The following is a 17,073-nucleotide window of genomic DNA, read 5'->3' as shown; positions in this document are numbered from 1 at the left end:
TGAGCTATTGAATTAGTTGTGGGCATCTTATGATGCCAACCCATCACTTGCGTCATCACTTTGATTAGGTTTTGTACGAACGTATTGGCGTATGGGACACAGTCGGGGCGGCCTTACTGCTAAGATCCACATGGTCTGCGACGCCAATGGCATGTCCTTACGCTTCATCCTTTCGTCGAGGCAAGTCAGCGATATCGCACACGCCCAATCGCTGTTGGATCAGGTCGAACTCCCGGTAAGCCGAGGCGACCACGCAAGCGTAGTCGCTGGTTACCGGCTGAAAAGGGCTATGACGCAGAACACCTGCGTCATTACTGCGACTGTTACCAAGTGCACACGGTGATCCCGCTGCGCGCCATGCCAGGCAAACACCCACCTGGCTTTCCCCGACTCTTTGATCGCTGTATAAACCGGCGACATAGGTGACAGCTGTGCTAAGACATGGTGGACACTCTCCGGCAGCACAGACTGCCGGAGCCATGACCATGCCTTGGGATGAGAAAGACATCATGACGTTACGCGAGGAGTTTGTTGCTTTAGCGCTGCAAGATGGCGCCAACCGTCGAGAGCTTTGCCGACGATTTAAAATCAGCCCTCAGACAGCGTACAAATGGCTGTCCCGCTTCAAATCAGATGGTTTAGAAGGCCTGGAGGATCGTTCACGACGCCCAAAAACGAGCCCCAACCAATCTGCGATGAGCGTTGAAAAGCAGGTCGTGGAGCTGCGCGTCCAGCATCCTGCTTGGGGAGGTCGGAAAATTAGCCGGCGACTACAAGATCTCGGTGGCCCCCAAGTCGCACCGAGCACCGTGACTTCGATACTGCACAGATACCAATTGATATCGCCTGAAGCCTCTGACGCTGGCAAAGCATGGCGCCGGTTTGTTCACGACGCTCCTAATGACCTATGGCAAATGGACTTCAAAGGATATTTCCCTACATCTCAAGGGCAGTGCCATCCCTTGACGGTGTTCGATGATCACTCACGGTTTAATTTGGCGATTCAAGCGTGCGGCAACGAACGGTATGCCACGGTCAAAGAGCGCTTGATGGATGTATTTCGACTTTATGGTATGCCCGTTCAGGTCAATACCGACAACGGCGGGCCATGGGGGTCCCCCCGAGTGCCAGGAGAGCTATCTCAGCTCGGAGTCTGGCTGGTTCGTCTTGGAAAAGGCTCACGTTCAGCCGCCCGTGGCATCCACAAACTAACGGTAAAGATGAGCGCTTTCATCGCTCACCGAAGGCAGAGGTTCTCCGAGAAAGAGCGTTTCGGTCACTCAGCGAAGCCCAGCTTGCCTTCGACGATTGGCGGAACATCTATAACCACCAAAGGCCACACCAGGCTCTCCAGATGACAACGCCAGCGACCCACTACCGAATGAGTCCAAGGCCGTATCCGGAAACACTTCCAGAGCTTGAGTACGGTCCAGAAGACACGGTTGTCAAAGTGCACTTTCATGGTAACGCTCGTTTTCGAGGCGAGTTGATTCCCGTCTCGAAAGCGCTTAGAGTGCTGCCCATCGCTGTAAGGCCTAAGGGGGCTGCGGACGGGTGCTTTGACGTCTACTTCAGCCACCACAAGCTCTGCGAGATACATCTGCGCGGGCGCAAGCCAAAGCCTTGAAACCGTCCACCATGTCTTGGCACAACTATCACCTTTGTATCTGGTCCATACAATCGCCCAAAGTATTCACAGCGGAACATCATTGAGCGGATGTTTGGCTGGCTGAAAGAGAACCGAAGAATAGGGACTCGCCACGACAAGCTGGCTCGTTCAGCTTGTTTGCCGAGGAACGTGTCTAATGAGCATGTACAAATTCGGTCGCCCCAGGGAATGGGAACTTGAAAAACTGGACGCATCGCTGGGCCCTATACCGGGTGCCTCAAGTCTCGAAGCTGCGGCTGGGCCCAATGGCCACATCGAGCACGAGTGCCATTTACCCACGCTCCGGATTGCTCGACCGCTAGCAAAGGGCACATCAGTGCTCAGGCCTGGCATTTATTGAAGAGACGAGGTTGCCGCGGGTTTCAAGAGATTCGCCCGGATCAAGTGAACGCGGGCATGATCGAACTTGCCGGCGCGTTCCAGCTCAGTGGCCATGTCCAGATGCCAGTCCATCATCGATCGAAGTTTGGCGACCTGGCCAGGGCTTCGTCCTTTTACTGTGGGCATCCTGCCCTTCTTTAGATTGTGGCTTACACTGCCACAGCATAGTGCCCACGTGCCGGGGCCCACATACGACTTCGGTATGACGTCCAACGAGGAATGCCCGCCATGCCCATGACCAATGCCGACGCCGTGGCCCGCGCGCAGGACATGATCGACACAATTGGCACGCTGTCCGACGGACTGGCACAGTGCAACGCCGCCCAGGCGCGCTACTACATTGCCTCGCTGTACGAGCTGGGCCTGCTGGAGCAATCCCAGTTTAACGAGCTGATGGCGGCCAACGTGCAGGCGCTCAATGACTGGGAAACGCACCACGCCGGCATGAATGCCGATGGCCTCTTGAATGATTGATTGCACTTACAAAATGAAGAAGACCCCGGAGCGCGTCGCTGAGCGCGTCGAGCTGCTGATCGAGGCGATCCGTGGCGGGATGAGCGACGCGTTCGCCGAGCACAATGCCGCGTTGACCATCGACTACATCAAGCAGGTGCATGAGATGGGCATCATCAATGCCGAGCAGTTAGAGGCATTGGTGATCGCACTGAATGACGCAGCGGACAGTTGGTATCCAAAGGTGGACAAAGAAGGCCTGCCTCTGGAGGGCTGACGCGCGTTACCGATACCGGATTTTATGGTAAGCCAGGCCAGCTCAAGGTTTGCCTGACAGCCGTTTGGGCCTGTCGCAGGCAGCCACTGCCTATGGAGTCTGCTGGTAGCCATACACTGTTCACGCACCTTCACTGAAAGCCAGCAAAGCCCCTATTTTCGCCCTCCCATAGCGCACTCCGCGAGCATTTTTCGCATGTCCGCACCACTACGATCCATTATGGCTGTGAACGCTGACAGCCAGGCCCGCCGGTGGGTTCAAGGCTGTCCGTGTCAACCATTCGGTTGTCCGCCAGAGCCAAGCGCCGCACCTCCCCACGCCCTAAATTCCTCCTCGACAAGCGTCCGAACTTAACGCGACCGAGGAGGCCATGCCATGCCGACACACACTCTGCCGTATCGCTTCGATTCAGCCTCGTTAATGCGCCAGCGCGACTTGGCGCCAGAAGAGTACGCGGTCTATTTCATCGAAGTCATCGGCTCGGCGCTCAGTGCGCGCTGGCTTGCTTTGAGACGTGGACGATCACACCAATCCTGATGCACCCCTCTGCCAGAACAACAACCTCTCTGCGCCCTATTGGCCAACACTGTAGCAACAGGAGTTCATATGGAATCCGCGATCGACAAGCACCTTCAATGCCCTCGGACGTTATCCAGCCGCGTGCCTGACGACTACCAGCCGCCGTTTCCGATGTGGACAGGCCGCGCCGATGCCAGCCTGCAACAGGTCGTGATGGGCTACCTGGGCGTGCAGTACCGAGGCGACGAGCAACGCGCCGCCGCCTTGCAGGCCATGCGTGGCATCGTTGCCAGCTTCGCGCTCGCCGATGGCCCGCTCAGCCATGATCTGACGCACCACACCGATAACAGCGGTTACGACAACCTCATCGTGGTCGGCTACTGGAGAGATCCAGGCGCGCACTGCCGCTGGTTGCGCTCGCCCGAAGTCAGCGCCTGGTGGGAGTCGGACGCACGCTTGAGCGACGGCTTGGGCTATTTCCGCGAGATGGTCGCGCCGCGTGCCGAGCAACTCGAGACCCTGTACGCCTTCAAGGATCAGTTGCCCGGCGTCGGCGCACTGCTGGACAACATCAGCGGTGACATCAAGGAGCACGGCTATTGGGGCTCGATGCGCGATCGCTTCCCGGCCTCGCAAACCGACTGGATGCAACCCACCGGCGAGCTACAAGTGGTGGCTGGAAACCCGGACAAGGGGGGCCGCGTGGTGGTGCTGGGTCACGACAACGTGGCGCTGATCCGCTCGGGCCAGGATTGGGTAGAGGCCGAAGCCGAAGAGCGCGCGCTGTACCTCAATGAGATGTTGCCAAGCCTGCAGGACGGCATGGACTTTCTACGCGACCAAGGCAAGGAGCTGGGCTGCTACAGCAACCGCTTCGTACGCAACATCGATCTGGACGGCAACCTGCTCGATATCGCTTACAACATCGGTCATTGGCGCTCGGTGGAAAAACTCGAGCGCTGGGCCGAATCGCATCCCACTCATCTGCGCATCTTCGTGACCTTTTTCCGCGTGGCGGCAGGTCTGACGAAACTGCGGCTCTACCACGAAGTGTCGGTGTCGGACGCCAGCAATCAGGTCTTCGAATACATCAACTGCCACCCCCAGACCGGCATGTTGCGCGACGCGAAGCGTTGATTCGTTCGCCCGCCTAGCACCTCCATAGACGCCACTGCGCGCCCTCGCGAACGGCGACGCGGATGATTCCCGTAAGGAAGTAAATCCATGAGCAAGCTACGCCCGTTGCTGCTGACCGCCATGCTGCCTGCCATTCAAGCCAATGCCGTGGAAGTGACGCCCGGCGACTACGAGCAGTACCCGATCGGGGCAACCATCGGCGCGATCTACTACCAGCACGCCAGCACCGATTCGCTGTATTCCCACGGCCATAAAGCCAGCGACAACTTCAACTTGACCTCCGATGTCAGCATCCTGCGGCTGCTGCATGTCTACCCATTGACCGACACCTTGACGATCGACCCACAGTTCCTGTTGCCCTTCGGCCACATCAAGGGCGGCGGCGATGCCTCCGCGCTGGACAGCACCACTGGCATCGGCGACCTGATCCTTACCGCGCCGCTCAAGTGGCGCCTCAATGAGGCGCGCGACACCTTGAGCGTGGGTCCCTATGTCTATGTACCTACCGGCAACTACGACAAGAACGACGCGCTCAACCTGGGCGAAAACCGCTGGAAGTTCGACCTGCAAGGCGCCTACGTCAAACACTTCACTGACAAATGGGCGATGGACCTGGTGGCGGACGCCATCTGGTATGGCGACAACACCGACTACGGCGCCAACTCCACGCGCCTTGAACAGGACGTCTCTTACGCCGCGCAGATCATGGGCCGCTACATGCCGGACAGCACCACTACCTTCGGTCTTGGCTTCGGCCATAGCTGGGGCGGCGAGACGCAGGTCGCGGGTGCCAATCAGGACGACCGCGCGGACATTACCAACGTCCGTTTGACGGCTACCAAGTTCGTCACCGCCAAGGACCAATTGCAATTGCAACTGGGCCGAGACCTCAGAGTGGAAAACGGCGCCCGGGAAGACTTTCGGATGAATCTGCGCTACGCCCACATCTTTTGATTCACCCACGCCTGGCGGGCGCAGCTGCAAGCCAGGCCGACGAGCTTTAACGTAAAGCTTGCAACTTGAAACGTGCGGCTTCCTTTTTAAACTTTGTACAGGAACACTCTTATGGCCATCGTGCGTCCCACGCCGGAGCAACTTCAGGATATTGCCAGACGGCTGCACATGCAGCTCACTCCCGAGCAAGCTAGCGAGTATCTGACCCTCATGCAGGGCAGTTTCGACGCTTACGATTTGGTAGACGAGCTGCCGGATAACGTCCCGCCGGTTCGCTACCCCCGCACTCAGAGCTATCGCCCCAGCGCAGAGCAGAACCCCTACAACGCCTGGTACTACAGGACCGAGATCAAGGGGGCCGCCGAGGGTAAATTATCCGGTCATACCGTGGCCCTCAAAGACAATGTGGCGCTGGCCGGCGTACCGATGATGAATGGCGCGGCCTCGCTGGAAGGCTTCGTGCCCAGCTTTGACGCCACCGTGGTGAGCCGCCTGCTGGACGCCGGCGCGACCATCCTCGGCAAGGCAACCTGCGAGCATTTCTGCCTGTCGGGCGGCAGCCATACCTCCGACCCTGGCCCGGTGCACAATCCGCGTCGCCATGGCTACTCGGCCGGCGGCTCCTCGTCAGGCAGCGCCGCACTGGTTGCGGCCGGCGAGGTGAGTATGGCCATCGCCTGCGACCAGGGTGGGTCGATCCGCATTCCGTCGGCCTTCTGTGGCACCTACGGCATGAAACCGACCCACGGGCTGGTGCCTTATACCGGCATCATGCCGATCGAAGCCACGGTCGACCACGCTGGGCCGATCACCGCCAATGTGTGCGATAACGCGCTGATGCTGGAGGTGCTGGCCGGCCCGGATGGCCTCGACCCACGCCAGTATTTCCCACGTGCCCAGGCCTACAGCAAAACCCTGGACCGTGGCATCAAGGGCCTGCGCATCGGCATTCTCGTCGAAGGCTTCGGGTTACCGAACCTCGACCCGAGAGTGGGTGACTGCGTACGTCAGGCGATCGCCGACTTCGAGCGTCTGGGCGGGCACGTGGCCGAGGTCTCGGTCCCGGAGCATCAACTGGCGGGCGCCCTGTGGAACCCCATCGGCTGCGAAGGCCTGACCGTTCAGATGATGCATGGCAACGGCATGGGCTTTAACTGGAAGGGCCTCTATGACGTCGAATTGCTGAAGAAGCATGTCGGCTGGCGAGACAGCGCTGACAACCTGTCCGCCTCGCTGAAAATGTGCATGTTCGTGGGCCAGTATGGACTGGAACGGTACAACGGCCGCTATTACGCCAAGGCGCAGAACCTCGCTCGCCTTGCCCGGGCCGGGTACGACCATGCGCTGGAAGATTTCGACCTGCTGGTCATGCCCACCGTGCCGATCACCGCGCAGCGCCTGCCCGAGCCCGGCTGCTCGATCGTCGAATACGTGTCCCGCGCACTGGAGATGATCGGCAATACCGCCGGCTTCGATGTCACCGGCCATCCGGCGATGTCGATCCCCTGTGGTCGAGTGGACGGGCTGCCGGTGGGCCTGATGTTGGTAGGTCGTCACTTCGACGAGAGCACCCTCTACCAGGCTGCGGCAGCCTTCGAGGCGGACACCGACTGGCAGGCGCTGTAACGCCGGAATTGGCCGCGTAGCCACGTCTTCGGCTGCCCGGACTCACATAGCTTGCAGGAATCCTGATTATGAAACACACCCCTACCGATCACCACGATCACGAACACACCGAACCGCCTAGCGACATCGAACTGCGGGTCAAGGCGTTGGAATCCATCCTCCAGGAAAAGCAGCTGATCGACCCCGCCGCGCTGGACGCCTTGATCGACATCTACGAACACAAGGTCGGGCCGCGCAATGGCGCCCAAGTGGTGGCCAAGGCCTGGAGCGACCCGCAGTACAAGCAACGGCTGCTGCAAGATGCCACAGCGGCGATCGCCGAGCTGGGTTTCGGCGGTGTACAGGGTGAAGACATGCTGGTGGTGGAGAACACCGCGGCCGTGCATAACGTGGTGGTCTGCACATTGTGCTCCTGTTACCCGTGGCCCACCTTGGGCCTGCCGCCTATCTGGTACAAGTCGGCGCCCTATCGCTCGCGCATCGTTATCGAACCGCGCAGCGTGCTGGCCGAATTTGGCGTCACCCTGGCGCCGAGCAAGGAAGTCAGGGTGTGGGACAGCAACGCCGAGTTGCGCTACCTGGTGCTGCCTGAACGCCCCGTCGACACCGAGGGCTGGAGCGAGGCGCAACTCATGAAACTGGTGACCCGTAATGCCATGATCGGCACCGGCCTGGCCCTGCCGGCTGGCGACATTCGTTGATGCCCTGGAGCGATCGCCATGAATTCGATACATGACCTCGGCGGCATGCATGGGCTCGGCCCGGTGCTGCAAGACCCGAACGAAGTACTGTTTCGCCACGACTGGGAGCGGCGTATTTTCGGTTTGTTCTTTGCGGCCTTCGGTGGCGGCCATTTCAACATCGACGAATTTCGCCATGCTGTCGAACGCATGGAGCCCGTGCACTACCTGACGTCTAGCTACTACGAGCATTGGGTGCACGGTATAGAAAGCCTGCTGATCGCCAAAGGCGTGATCGGCCAGGATGAACTGGCAGCCAGAATGCTCAGCCTCAAAGGAGCCGCGTGATGCCTGTACTGACCGAAGAATTCGTACCCATACTGGTCAAGACCGGCGCTTCGGCGCGGGTCGACGTGGTGCGCACCGCACGCTTTCGCGTTGGCGACTGGGTACGCGTGAAAAATATCAACCCCACCACTCACACGCGCATGCCCCGTTATGTGCGCGGCAAGCTGGGCTGCATAAAGCGCGACCACGGCGTGTTCATCACCCCCGATGCGGTCGCACACGGCCTGGGGGAGCACCCTCAGCACCTGTACAGCGTCAGCTTCAGTGCCACCGAGCTATGGGGTGATGTCGCACTCGCCCAGGACAGCCTGCGCATTGATCTTTGGGATGACTATATGGAGCTCGCCGAGCATGAATGATATCGACGCTATGACAGCTGCACGGGTTCCCTTGGACGAGGAAGGCCCGGTGTTCGATGCGCCCTGGCAAGCCAACGTGTTCGCGCTCACCGTACAGCTGTTCAAGAGCGGTGCCTTTGACTGGTCGCAGTGGGTCCAGGTGATCGGCGAAGAGATAAAGGCCGCGCCCGCACGCCCCGGTGAGCGGGTCAACGACGCCTACTACCGGCAATGGACGAGCGCCTTCGAAAGGCTGATCGCGCAGCTCGGCATCGCCGACGGGCCGACCCTCTCGCGACGCGCCGAACAATGGCGTCAGGCCTATCTGCATACTCCCCATGGCGCCACCGTGGCGCTGGGCAATGCCGATTGCCCACCCGCCCATGGGCACCCGCGCCGCCATGGGGCGGTCGCGATCAGCCCGGCCACTAGCGGCTGTCGAGAAAATCATCGCTCATGAGATCGCCGCGCGTGAGTTAGCCCAGGAGGCGTTGTCGCTACAAAATCAGCGTTGGAATCGCTTCACTCAAAACCCCGGGGAGGCATTTTGGGAGCTGCGTATCGACGCCTCCACGCTTTCTTCACACAGTGAGATCTGGTGGTCCAACGCACTCGATGGGCAAGTGCTGCCATCGCGATTCGGGCATCTGCTGGAGGCGATTCATCCCACTGATCGCGACGTCTTCCACCGGGCACTGGCCAGGCATCTCAACGACCGCAATGCGCGCGGGACGCTTTGCCACGAGTACCGTCTGGACATCGGTCAGGGCGAGTACCGCTGGACCCGGATGAGCGCGCGGCTGTGGCGCGGCGATCACGACCAATCGCAAATGGCAGCGGGTACCTTGCACGATATTCATCAGCAACGAATGCAGGAACAGGAACTGACACTGGCCGCCACGCGCTTCGAGATTTCCCGTGAAATGCTCCATGACGGGTTATGGGATATCGAGGTCATCGCGGGCGATCCAGCCAATCCGAAAAATGCCATCTGGTGGTCTTCGCAAATGCGTCGCTTGCTGGGGCATACCACCCTCGAGGAATTTCCCAACACGCTGGAGGCCTAGTCGTCGCGCCTGCATCCCGAAGACAGCCAGTTCGCTATTAATGCCTTCGTCGCCCACGTCAACGATCACAGCGGCCAGACGCCTTTCGATGTAGCTTATCGCTTGCGCCACAAGACGGGCGAGTACCGCTGGTTTCGTGGCCGTGGTCAGACCAGGCGCGCCGCCGATGGCTCGCCCCTGCGCGTGGTCGGCGCGATCACCGACATTCATGCCAGCCACGAAGAGCGTCAGTTGCACGAGGCCCAGGCGCTCCAACACACCGCCATGCAGGAGAACCTCAGCCAACTGACCCATATCGTCACCACCATCCAGGGCATCGCCAACCAGACCAACCTGCTCGCCCTCAACGCGGCGATAGAAGCCGCCCGAGCGGGTGAGGCCGGTCGGGGCTTTGCAGTGGTCGCGGATGAAGTACGCAAACTGGCCATTCGCACCACCGAGGCCACTCAACAGGCCGCTAATATGATTGCTCGTTGAGTGCCAGGGTGGGCGGTATCAGCCAATCCCACGCCCCGCCGATTCACGCCACTCGCTGGGCGAGTAGCCATGGGTTTCGCGAAAAGCACGGCCGAAATGGGAGAGGTCGTTGAATCCCCAGGCGAAGGCGATATCCGAGATTCTTCGGGCCGCCTGGCTTGGGCTCACAAGGTCCATCGCACAGCGCTCCAGGCGTCGACGCAGCACATAGCGCATCAGCGACAGCCCTTCCGCTTCGAACAACCGGTTGACGTAGCGGCTGGAAAGCCCCAGCGCGCAGGTCACCTGACTGACACCCAGTGTCGGGTCGCGAAGGTGATCGTTGACGAACATCTTCACCCGCATCAGGGTCAGGGTCTTGCATTTGGAGTGCTCGGCGTCCAACGGGTGAAGGTCGCCCATGGCCAAGGTGATGATGTTGGTCGCGGCCTCCGACAAGCTACTCATCTCCGCCGCCGTGAACTGCCCGATCTGCCCGGCGATGCTCTGCAAAAACATGCGCATGACCCGACCGGTCGGGGTGTCAGTCGAGACCCGCGTAGCGATCCGCCGCTCCATGTTCATGACGCGTTGATCCAGGCTCGCGCGCGGCACGCTGACGATGATCTGCCGCCAATCTTCGGTGAAGCTCAACTGATGCGGACGCGTGGCATCGTACACGGCAAAATCGCCGGGCCCGATGATAGTCCGGTTGCCATCCTGTTCCAGCGACTCCGTGCCTTGGAGCATCAGTACCGCAAAGTACTTGTCCTCGTCATGACTGCGCGGTTGCAGATGGCGTCGGTTGACCGCCTGAGCAGCGGCGCTGACGTCGCTGATCCGCAACAGGTCGCACTTCTGCGATTTTACCTTTCCAAAAAAATCGGGGTTGCCGACAGCGCCGATTTCAACATCGGCGAACAAACGCAGAATTATTTCGCGCCAGAAATCAACGCAGTCGCCCGCTCCATAGCTGGGGGTGGCGACATCTATGCTTTCGCTGGTCCAGTCGTGATTCGAGAGTTTCGCGCGCGGGTCCTTTGTAGCGCTACGCGGAGAGCGGTGCTTGGGCCCGCCGTACAGGTGCATAACCATTCACATCCCCCCATCAGGAAATGTCTTTTCAGGATGAACAAAAGCTTCACAACGCCAAAACGACTAACAGTCGAATTTGACCTTATGAAAAGCCAAATCCAGGCAGGCCGATCACAAACTATAACTGCCGTCGGCAAGACCAACGATCGAGGCGCCCGTCTGGGCGCTTAGCACTCTGGTTTGGCGCTTTATCTGTGTATTTTTACCGTGAATATCCGCTGTCTTCCACTCGCGCAGATCAAAGGGCCGTTTCAGCAGAGTTTTAATTCCTGCTGAGTCATGTCGTGCCACATATAGCTGCACCAAAGCCCATGCGCCCCCCAATCCAGCGACCTCGGTGCCTGCCTGCCTGCTTAGCATAGGCCGCTACGCCGGTATAAATGCGCTTGTGAGCGTAGTCCGACCCCGAAGCGGCGCGAACAGCGGCATCTTGGATTCTTCACGGTGATGCCCTGAGCGCTCTAGGGTTTGTCCGAAAAGTCAGCCCGCAAGCATCTTTCGATGCAGGCCAGTGTGACCATGGCTTTAAAGCTGCTGGCCAGTTTGTCGTAACGCGTACAGATCCGACGTTTTTCCTTAAGCCAGCTGAACACCCGCTCAATAACGTTGCGTTTTTTGTACTGAGGCCTGTCAAACAGTCGAGGCAGGCCGGGTCGAGGCTTGCGATGCATCTTGCGCAGCGGAATCGAGCATGAGCAAACGCAGAGCGTTTAGTGCTTTCGTCCAGGTGCAGGACGATGACGGGGAAACCCCGTATTTGGTGAAGCTGATCCCAGCAGAGGACGGCGCGGAACCGGACGACTGCATGTACGAATGCGGTGATCCTGACTGCCGTGAATGGCGGATTGCGGAAGTCCTCGATGACCAGGCTCAGCCGACCGGGGAACAAATCTATCACGTCACTGAGTGCAACATCAGTGACCCGGCCAGTAAAGGGAAAACGGCAACGCCCAGCCATGTGCTGGGCCGAGGCCGTAGCAGAGGGAGCTTTCGCTTCCTAAGATGGGACAGGGAGTATCGAATGCAGATCGTGAAAACCAAAGGGCACCTAATCTACAGCGGTAACCGGGGAACGGCTAGCCACGCATGCTAAGGGAGTTGTCGAAAGGTCTGGTGGCCGGATGACGTCCCACCAGACGTGGCAATCCTGGCGAATCCAGCATGCCCACAGTGTGGCGGGTCGCTCACGATGGATATCCCATTAGGGCATTACAGTGTGATTTCTGATAATGCAGGAATGCTGAGAAAAAGGGTTGCGGTGCAGTAACTGTAGCCTCCCTGTTTTGTCTGAATGAATAGCTTACGTGGCATGTCTCATGCGCTGACGGCTCCATTCCGGCGCCGGCATTGCCAGGACTCCCCACATGACTTCACCTCTTAACGTCGTCGCGATCATGAAAGCCAAGCCAGGCAAGGAAGCGCAATTGAAAAACCTGCTGCAATCCTCCCTGCCGCAATTCCAGCACGAGCCTGGGTGCCAGGCCTATGCGCTGTTGACGGATCTCGAAGACCCCACCCGCTTTGTTTCCTACGAAAGCTGGGACGATGAAGCGGCACTGCAAGCGCACATGAAGGCCCCGACCCTGACAAACGCTATGCCGATTCTGGAAAATATCCTCGCCGAGCCCACGCAGCAGATTCGCCTTAATCAATTGCCGGGCAGCACCGTCTAGGCCGTGGTATGCCATGTACGCGGGATTGACATCCGATCAAAGGGACTGAGTCATGAAACATATTTTCTTCACTTCGTTGTTTGCTTTTAGCCTGACCGCTACAGCTGCACAGCAAAGCCTCAATCTTCCAAGCTGCGACATCCAAAACCAACAAGAAATAGCCGGCGAGACCGGCGGGCAGATCAGCGATCCAGGACAAGCACATATCTCAGTAAGAGCGAATGTTCTAAATGCCGATATCAGTACCTCAAGAAAAGGCCGTCGTATTACCGAGGTTGAAGCACAGCGCATGGTGAAACGTGTAGAGAACGTCCGGAATGAAACTAATCGGTTCGTCGAGCAGCAGGGTTTCTTGAGCGCGGCAGAGAAAGCTAGCTTTGACCGTGAGTTCGATGCCATTGCGATGCAGCTGTGTAGGTAAGAAAAATTGAGCAACGCCCAATTCCCGTCACGAGTTGGGGCTGTGGCCGTAGAGGAATACCGTGATCGTACCCTGATCGAGCAGGAAAAGCGGCTATCGCGCCTGAGGGCTTGCTGGCTGCTGCCTCCCAGCGCGACAGGCCAATCCGTCCTCCACTAGCTCTACGGACAGCGGAAAACGCTGACACACCGTTGACCAGGGCGCTAAGCCTTCCGGCCACTCCAGGCTGCGCCCGAGCACAGGATCCAGAAGATTCCTTGGAACACCAGACGATCATGATTGCGTAAGGCGACCCATTTTCTGTTCTGGGAAACCAGAGCCCTGATAAATTAAAGCGATGCGTCGGAGAGTTCGTAACACTCTGCCATGCTGGCTTTCAGCTAATCATGGCAGCAATTTTACCGGCACTGATTTATCTTACAAAACCTAGCTCAAAGAAACGTTTTGTTTTGCTGACCGTGATTGAACCAGCCCCATGAAACACTGCATGCTGTTATCAAGACAACGTAGGGACTGGCTGTATCAGCTCATCATATTACCCGTGCAGTGATAGGTGATGCGCATTAAAAGGGGTAATCTATGTATCAGGCGCTGCATGATGGCAACAAGGTTAAATAGTCATCACTACGCATACCGATAACATCCCTTACCCGCCAATTCGCCTGGTACAAGGCAATGTCGGCGCGATGAAGTAAAGTCTCAGGTGTGTCCGTGCCGGCTGAATCACTCAGAGATATGCCTACGCTGACACCCAGCCCATGAAATGCGTCGTAGGTTCGGCGATACTCCCCAATGGATTTAATGATGCGTTCAGTGATCAATGTAGCATGCTCTTCTAAGTCTGTTCGTAGCACTACAATGAATTCATCGCCGCCTAAGCGAGCAGCGAAATCGTTTGTCCTTATATTGCTGTTTAACAAGGTTGAAAACATGGTTAATGCTTTGTCACCTGCAGCGTGACCATAGCTGTCGTTAATGCTTTTGAATCCATCCAAGTCAAAATATAGGAGGGCGAGATGCTCAGGATTTTGGGAAGAGGGTTTCAACAGGCCTCTGAGCATCGAAAAAATTCCGGCGCGATTGAGAAGGCCGGTGAGAGAATCATGATTGGCTAGATATGAGCTGTGCGCTTCAGCATGATAGGCTTTGGCAAGATTACTGTTGAAGTGCTTGAGTAATATCCACAGTCCTCCTAAGTACATCGGAGCTTGAAGTATTAAAATCATCAGCATAGGTTCTGATTGGAACAAGGTCGAAAACTTCAAAGGAATATCGGTCAAGAGGATCTGGGCGAACGCATAATGAGGTATGCCCTGATTTCTCATAGCAATCGCACCATTCAGGCTAACGGCCAAGGTGCTCGATAACACCTGCAGTACAGGGTCGCCGCTGATGATGCACGCAGCCGTGCCCGCACCTATCTCAGCGGCCCAGACCAGGCCAAGCAGTAGCGATAGATCTGTGGCGTATTTAAGCGGAGGCTTGGTTGGAGCATTGCAGCGACGAAAGAGCAACAAGCGTACATTCCATATAATGGTATCGACACACAGCCATATCATAAAAATCTTAATTGGATGACGGTAGAGCGCTACACTGCAGATTAGTAATGTGCTGAAACCGGCTGCGATCAATGTCATGCCGGATGAAAAGGGCCCGGCCAGCAATTTCAAACGCGTAGCAGCATCCAATTGGTCATTTCCGCGGACGAACCAAGCAATGAAGGTTGTACGGGGGAAGAAATATCGTTCGCTGACAGCCATTAGGAAATCTTCCGGAAAAGGATGATGGCATTTTAACATCTTGTCAGACGCTATCATCATCAATCCGACATACTGTAAAGATTCGGTCTCAATGCCTGTTACAGGTTGATTAGGAGTTCCGACCGCCATCAGGAAGGGATAAAATTCAAGTCATATGCTTTTAGCTAAGCTTGATTTTGGCGGAATTCCGACAAGCGGCAAAGATAGCCCACAAAAGTGAACACCTCCGAAAAATGCGGAGCTTGAGCAAGAGCAATGGTTTTACTGACGACACCGCAGTGCCCATGTCTGAGCCCATTCCCCCGCTGCAAAGATTTCCATGGCCTAAATTTTTTCCTAAAACAGTCGATAAGCATCTATAAATCTCACGCCTCAAGGTATTCCTATGTTCTATAGTCGGCTAAAGAAAAAAATTTTGGAGCAGCAGACAGAGTTAGACGCGTTACGGAGCTTCAAAGCTGAAATCAACGATGCGATGATTTCAGTCACACTAGATCGAAAATTATGCGTTACCCATAGCAACGCCAACTTCCTGAAGTTTCTAAATGTAAAGGAGGGCAATGTCACCGGGCGTCCGCTAGGGGATTTCACGCCTGAATATGTTAGCGAGCTGCCCTGTTACAAGAGATTCATGATCGCGATGTAGAATGGCTCTAGTGTTAATGACGATTATAGGTTGCTCCGGACTGATCAAGCCCTCGTCTGGTGAAGGGGGACTTGGATACCAGTTAAAGACCATAGCGCTCTGGTCACACATATGACTTGTTGTGGTTTAGAAGCGACCGAAGTTACAAACTACGCCGAGAAAAATTCTGCGCTGGTGCAGGCGTTATTCCGATCAACGGCAGTTATTGAATTTGATCTGGACGGTAAGAGCATAACTGCGAATCAACATTTTTTAGATGCAGTTGATTACTCGCTCCAGCAGGTAGTTGGCAAGCATCATAGTATGTTTTGCGATCCAGGCTATGTGGCTTCTCCTGCGTATAAAGAGTTCTGGAATACACTGGAAGCAGGTCGATTCATTGCCGACCGCTTCAAGAGAATCGATTCTCGAGGTCACGAAGTATGGCTTGAAGCGACCTACAATCCCGTTTTTGACGTGCATGGCAAACTAAGCAAGGTGGTAAAATTTGCAACTGCTGGAACTGATCAAGTCAATAGTGAACAAGAATTAAGTTCTGCTGCATCACTCCACCGCACCCGACACTTTGCCCCATCACCTTGTGCCTAATCTGCGTCTTTACCCACTCATGAATTGTTCTCATGGGGCTATACGTGGTTACGGCATAGTCGCTAGCTACACAAGACGCTAAGTTCGGTAGATACATGCACCTATGAAACCGATGCAATGGCGAGCGGTTTTACGCGTGCTCCTCTGTTCGTGAACAGGCCATTCAGCTTTCCTGAGGAACACCGATCTTGGATACGACCAACATGATGCTTTTGACCCGGCGTGAATTCATTATCGTAGGGGTCGTCACCTCCGCAGCCATTGCTCTTCCTCCGTTTATCACATCGAAGGCCAGTGCCGCCAATGCAGCGCCAACGAACAAAGCGCAGTTCGATATCAATATTAATGGCACCACACAGACGGTTTTAATGGATACCCGGACAACGTTGCTGGATGCATTGCGTGATCATCTGCACCTGACCGGTACCAAAAAAGGATGCGACCACGGCCAATGCGGCGCTTGCACCGTCATTGCCAACGGCACCAGGATCAATTCATGCCTGACGCTGGCTGTTATGCATCAAAATTCCAGGATTACCACCATTGAGGGCTTGGGCAGTACCGAAAAACTACACCCCATGCAGGCAGCTTTCATCAAGCATGATGGCTATCAATGCGGTTACCAATCTGCTGGATTTGATGAAGCTCGAGATCGAAGCCCCCACATATTTGATCGACGTGAACGGACTGGGGATGGACACCATTGAGCCCACGTCCGAAGGCGGGCTGCGTATTGGGGCCTTGGTACGCAACACCGATCTGGCTGCCGACGCTCGCGTAAGAAAAGATTACGCGGTGCTCTCTAGAGCCCTGCTAGCAGGTGCCTCGGGACAACTTCGCAACGTCGCGACGACGGCAGGCAATTTACTGCAACGCACACGCTGCCCCTATTTCTACGATACCAACATGGCGTGCAACAAACGCAAGCCCGGCACCGGCTGCGCAGCCATTGGAGGGGTCAGTGCATATGATCGGCGACTCGATT

The 17,073-nt window shown here is 56.8% G+C and carries 16 protein-coding genes and 8 pseudogenes; 20 read left to right on the top strand and 4 right to left on the bottom strand.

Going from position 1 to position 17,073, the window contains the following annotated elements; genetic code table 11:
- Window positions 1-91: 91 nt before the first annotated feature.
- From QWI18_RS00590 to QWI18_RS00525, 14 genes and pseudogenes are all read left to right on the top strand, one after another.
- Window positions 92-402: pseudogene (locus QWI18_RS00590) on the top strand (transposase); the annotation flags it as partial.
- 83 nt (window positions 403-485) lie between these two features.
- Window positions 486-1,627: pseudogene (locus QWI18_RS00585) on the top strand (IS481 family transposase).
- A 48-nt stretch (window positions 1,628-1,675) separates the two neighbouring features.
- Window positions 1,676-1,780, top strand: a pseudogene (locus QWI18_RS00580) (transposase); the annotation flags it as partial.
- A 498-nt stretch (window positions 1,781-2,278) separates the two neighbouring features.
- The gene (locus QWI18_RS00575) at window positions 2,279-2,524 is read left to right on the top strand and encodes a hypothetical protein (protein WP_369317906.1); all 246 of its coding nucleotides are present in this window, start codon (window positions 2,279-2,281) and stop codon (window positions 2,522-2,524) included.
- Window positions 2,517-2,780 carry a hypothetical protein gene (locus tag QWI18_RS00570; protein WP_369317905.1) on the top strand — a complete coding sequence of 88 codons (264 nt, stop codon included), beginning with the start codon at window positions 2,517-2,519 and terminating at the stop codon, window positions 2,778-2,780. Before QWI18_RS00575 ends, QWI18_RS00570 begins: the two co-directional genes overlap by 8 nt.
- Window positions 2,781-3,155: 375 nt before the next feature.
- On the top strand, window positions 3,156-3,317 hold the full coding sequence (locus QWI18_RS00565; RefSeq protein WP_369317904.1) for a hypothetical protein: 162 nt from the start codon (window positions 3,156-3,158) through the stop codon (window positions 3,315-3,317).
- A 69-nt stretch (window positions 3,318-3,386) separates the two neighbouring features.
- Complete coding sequence (locus QWI18_RS00560) at window positions 3,387-4,436, top strand: phenylacetaldoxime dehydratase family protein (RefSeq protein ID WP_133777133.1); 1,050 nt, start codon at window positions 3,387-3,389, stop codon at window positions 4,434-4,436.
- An 87-nt stretch (window positions 4,437-4,523) separates the two neighbouring features.
- The gene (locus QWI18_RS00555) at window positions 4,524-5,390 is read left to right on the top strand and encodes a transporter (protein ID WP_369317903.1); all 867 of its coding nucleotides are present in this window, start codon (window positions 4,524-4,526) and stop codon (window positions 5,388-5,390) included.
- Between the two features lie 111 nt (window positions 5,391-5,501).
- Complete coding sequence (locus QWI18_RS00550; RefSeq protein WP_369317902.1) at window positions 5,502-7,016, top strand: amidase; 1,515 nt, start codon at window positions 5,502-5,504, stop codon at window positions 7,014-7,016.
- 68 nt (window positions 7,017-7,084) lie between these two features.
- Window positions 7,085-7,717 (top strand): nitrile hydratase subunit alpha, encoded by a 633-nt coding sequence (nthA, locus tag QWI18_RS00545; RefSeq protein WP_369317901.1) that lies wholly within the window; start codon window positions 7,085-7,087, stop codon window positions 7,715-7,717.
- An 18-nt stretch (window positions 7,718-7,735) separates the two neighbouring features.
- Window positions 7,736-8,044, top strand: coding sequence for a hypothetical protein (locus QWI18_RS00540; RefSeq protein ID WP_347876992.1), 309 nt, complete (start codon window positions 7,736-7,738; stop codon window positions 8,042-8,044).
- A complete protein-coding gene (locus QWI18_RS00535; protein WP_369317900.1) occupies window positions 8,044-8,403 on the top strand; it encodes an SH3-like domain-containing protein in 360 nt (119 codons plus the stop codon). Before QWI18_RS00540 ends, QWI18_RS00535 begins: the two co-directional genes overlap by 1 nt.
- Window positions 8,396-8,842: a nitrile hydratase accessory protein gene (locus tag QWI18_RS00530; protein WP_369317899.1), complete on the top strand. Its 447-nt coding sequence runs from the start codon at window positions 8,396-8,398 to the stop codon at window positions 8,840-8,842. The genes QWI18_RS00535 and QWI18_RS00530 overlap by 8 nt, the downstream gene beginning before the upstream one ends.
- A gap of 76 nt (window positions 8,843-8,918) precedes the next feature.
- Window positions 8,919-9,926 (top strand): annotated as a pseudogene (locus QWI18_RS00525) (methyl-accepting chemotaxis protein); the annotation flags it as partial.
- Window positions 9,927-9,944: 18 nt separating this feature from the next.
- Here QWI18_RS00525 and QWI18_RS00520 read toward each other — a convergent pair.
- Both QWI18_RS00520 and QWI18_RS00515 read right to left on the bottom strand, forming a co-directional pair.
- Window positions 9,945-11,000, bottom strand: coding sequence for a helix-turn-helix domain-containing protein (locus QWI18_RS00520; protein WP_369317898.1), 1,056 nt, complete (start codon window positions 10,998-11,000; stop codon window positions 9,945-9,947).
- Window positions 11,001-11,461: 461 nt separating this feature from the next.
- Window positions 11,462-11,686: pseudogene (locus QWI18_RS00515) on the bottom strand (transposase); the annotation flags it as partial.
- A 5-nt stretch (window positions 11,687-11,691) separates the two neighbouring features.
- On the opposite strand from QWI18_RS00515, the gene QWI18_RS00510 reads away from it, so the two are divergent.
- The 3 genes from QWI18_RS00510 (at window position 11,692) to QWI18_RS00500 (ending at window position 13,094) form a co-directional block, all read left to right on the top strand.
- Window positions 11,692-12,093 (top strand): hypothetical protein, encoded by a 402-nt coding sequence (locus QWI18_RS00510; protein ID WP_369317897.1) that lies wholly within the window; start codon window positions 11,692-11,694, stop codon window positions 12,091-12,093.
- A gap of 271 nt (window positions 12,094-12,364) precedes the next feature.
- Window positions 12,365-12,673: a putative quinol monooxygenase gene (locus tag QWI18_RS00505; protein WP_369317896.1), complete on the top strand. Its 309-nt coding sequence runs from the start codon at window positions 12,365-12,367 to the stop codon at window positions 12,671-12,673.
- Window positions 12,674-12,725: 52 nt separating this feature from the next.
- The gene (locus QWI18_RS00500) at window positions 12,726-13,094 is read left to right on the top strand and encodes a hypothetical protein (protein ID WP_369317895.1); all 369 of its coding nucleotides are present in this window, start codon (window positions 12,726-12,728) and stop codon (window positions 13,092-13,094) included.
- A gap of 174 nt (window positions 13,095-13,268) precedes the next feature.
- Here the strand turns inward: QWI18_RS00500 and QWI18_RS00495 are convergent.
- Together QWI18_RS00495 and QWI18_RS00490 are read right to left on the bottom strand one after the other, a co-directional pair.
- Window positions 13,269-13,420, bottom strand: a pseudogene (locus tag QWI18_RS00495) (transposase); the annotation flags it as partial.
- A 258-nt stretch (window positions 13,421-13,678) separates the two neighbouring features.
- On the bottom strand, window positions 13,679-14,854 hold the full coding sequence (locus tag QWI18_RS00490; protein WP_369317894.1) for a GGDEF domain-containing protein: 1,176 nt from the start codon (window positions 14,852-14,854) through the stop codon (window positions 13,679-13,681).
- Between the two features lie 757 nt (window positions 14,855-15,611).
- On the opposite strand from QWI18_RS00490, the gene QWI18_RS00485 reads away from it, so the two are divergent.
- The 3 genes and pseudogenes from QWI18_RS00485 to QWI18_RS00475 all read left to right on the top strand — a co-directional run.
- A complete protein-coding gene (locus QWI18_RS00485; protein ID WP_369317893.1) occupies window positions 15,612-16,088 on the top strand; it encodes a PAS domain-containing protein in 477 nt (158 codons plus the stop codon).
- Between the two features lie 206 nt (window positions 16,089-16,294).
- Window positions 16,295-16,723 (top strand): annotated as a pseudogene (locus QWI18_RS00480) (2Fe-2S iron-sulfur cluster-binding protein); the annotation flags it as partial.
- A pseudogene (locus QWI18_RS00475) lies at window positions 16,710-17,039 on the top strand (xanthine dehydrogenase family protein subunit M); the annotation flags it as partial. The pseudogenes QWI18_RS00480 and QWI18_RS00475, both read left to right, overlap by 14 nt.
- Window positions 17,040-17,073 lie beyond the last annotated feature (34 nt).

This window comes from Pseudomonas sp. W2Oct36, from assembly GCF_041060465.1.
Taxonomy (GTDB): domain Bacteria; phylum Pseudomonadota; class Gammaproteobacteria; order Pseudomonadales; family Pseudomonadaceae; genus Aquipseudomonas; species Aquipseudomonas graminis_B.
The sequence above is the reverse complement of the archived record's forward strand: the minus strand, read 5'-3'. Positions and strand labels throughout refer to the sequence as shown.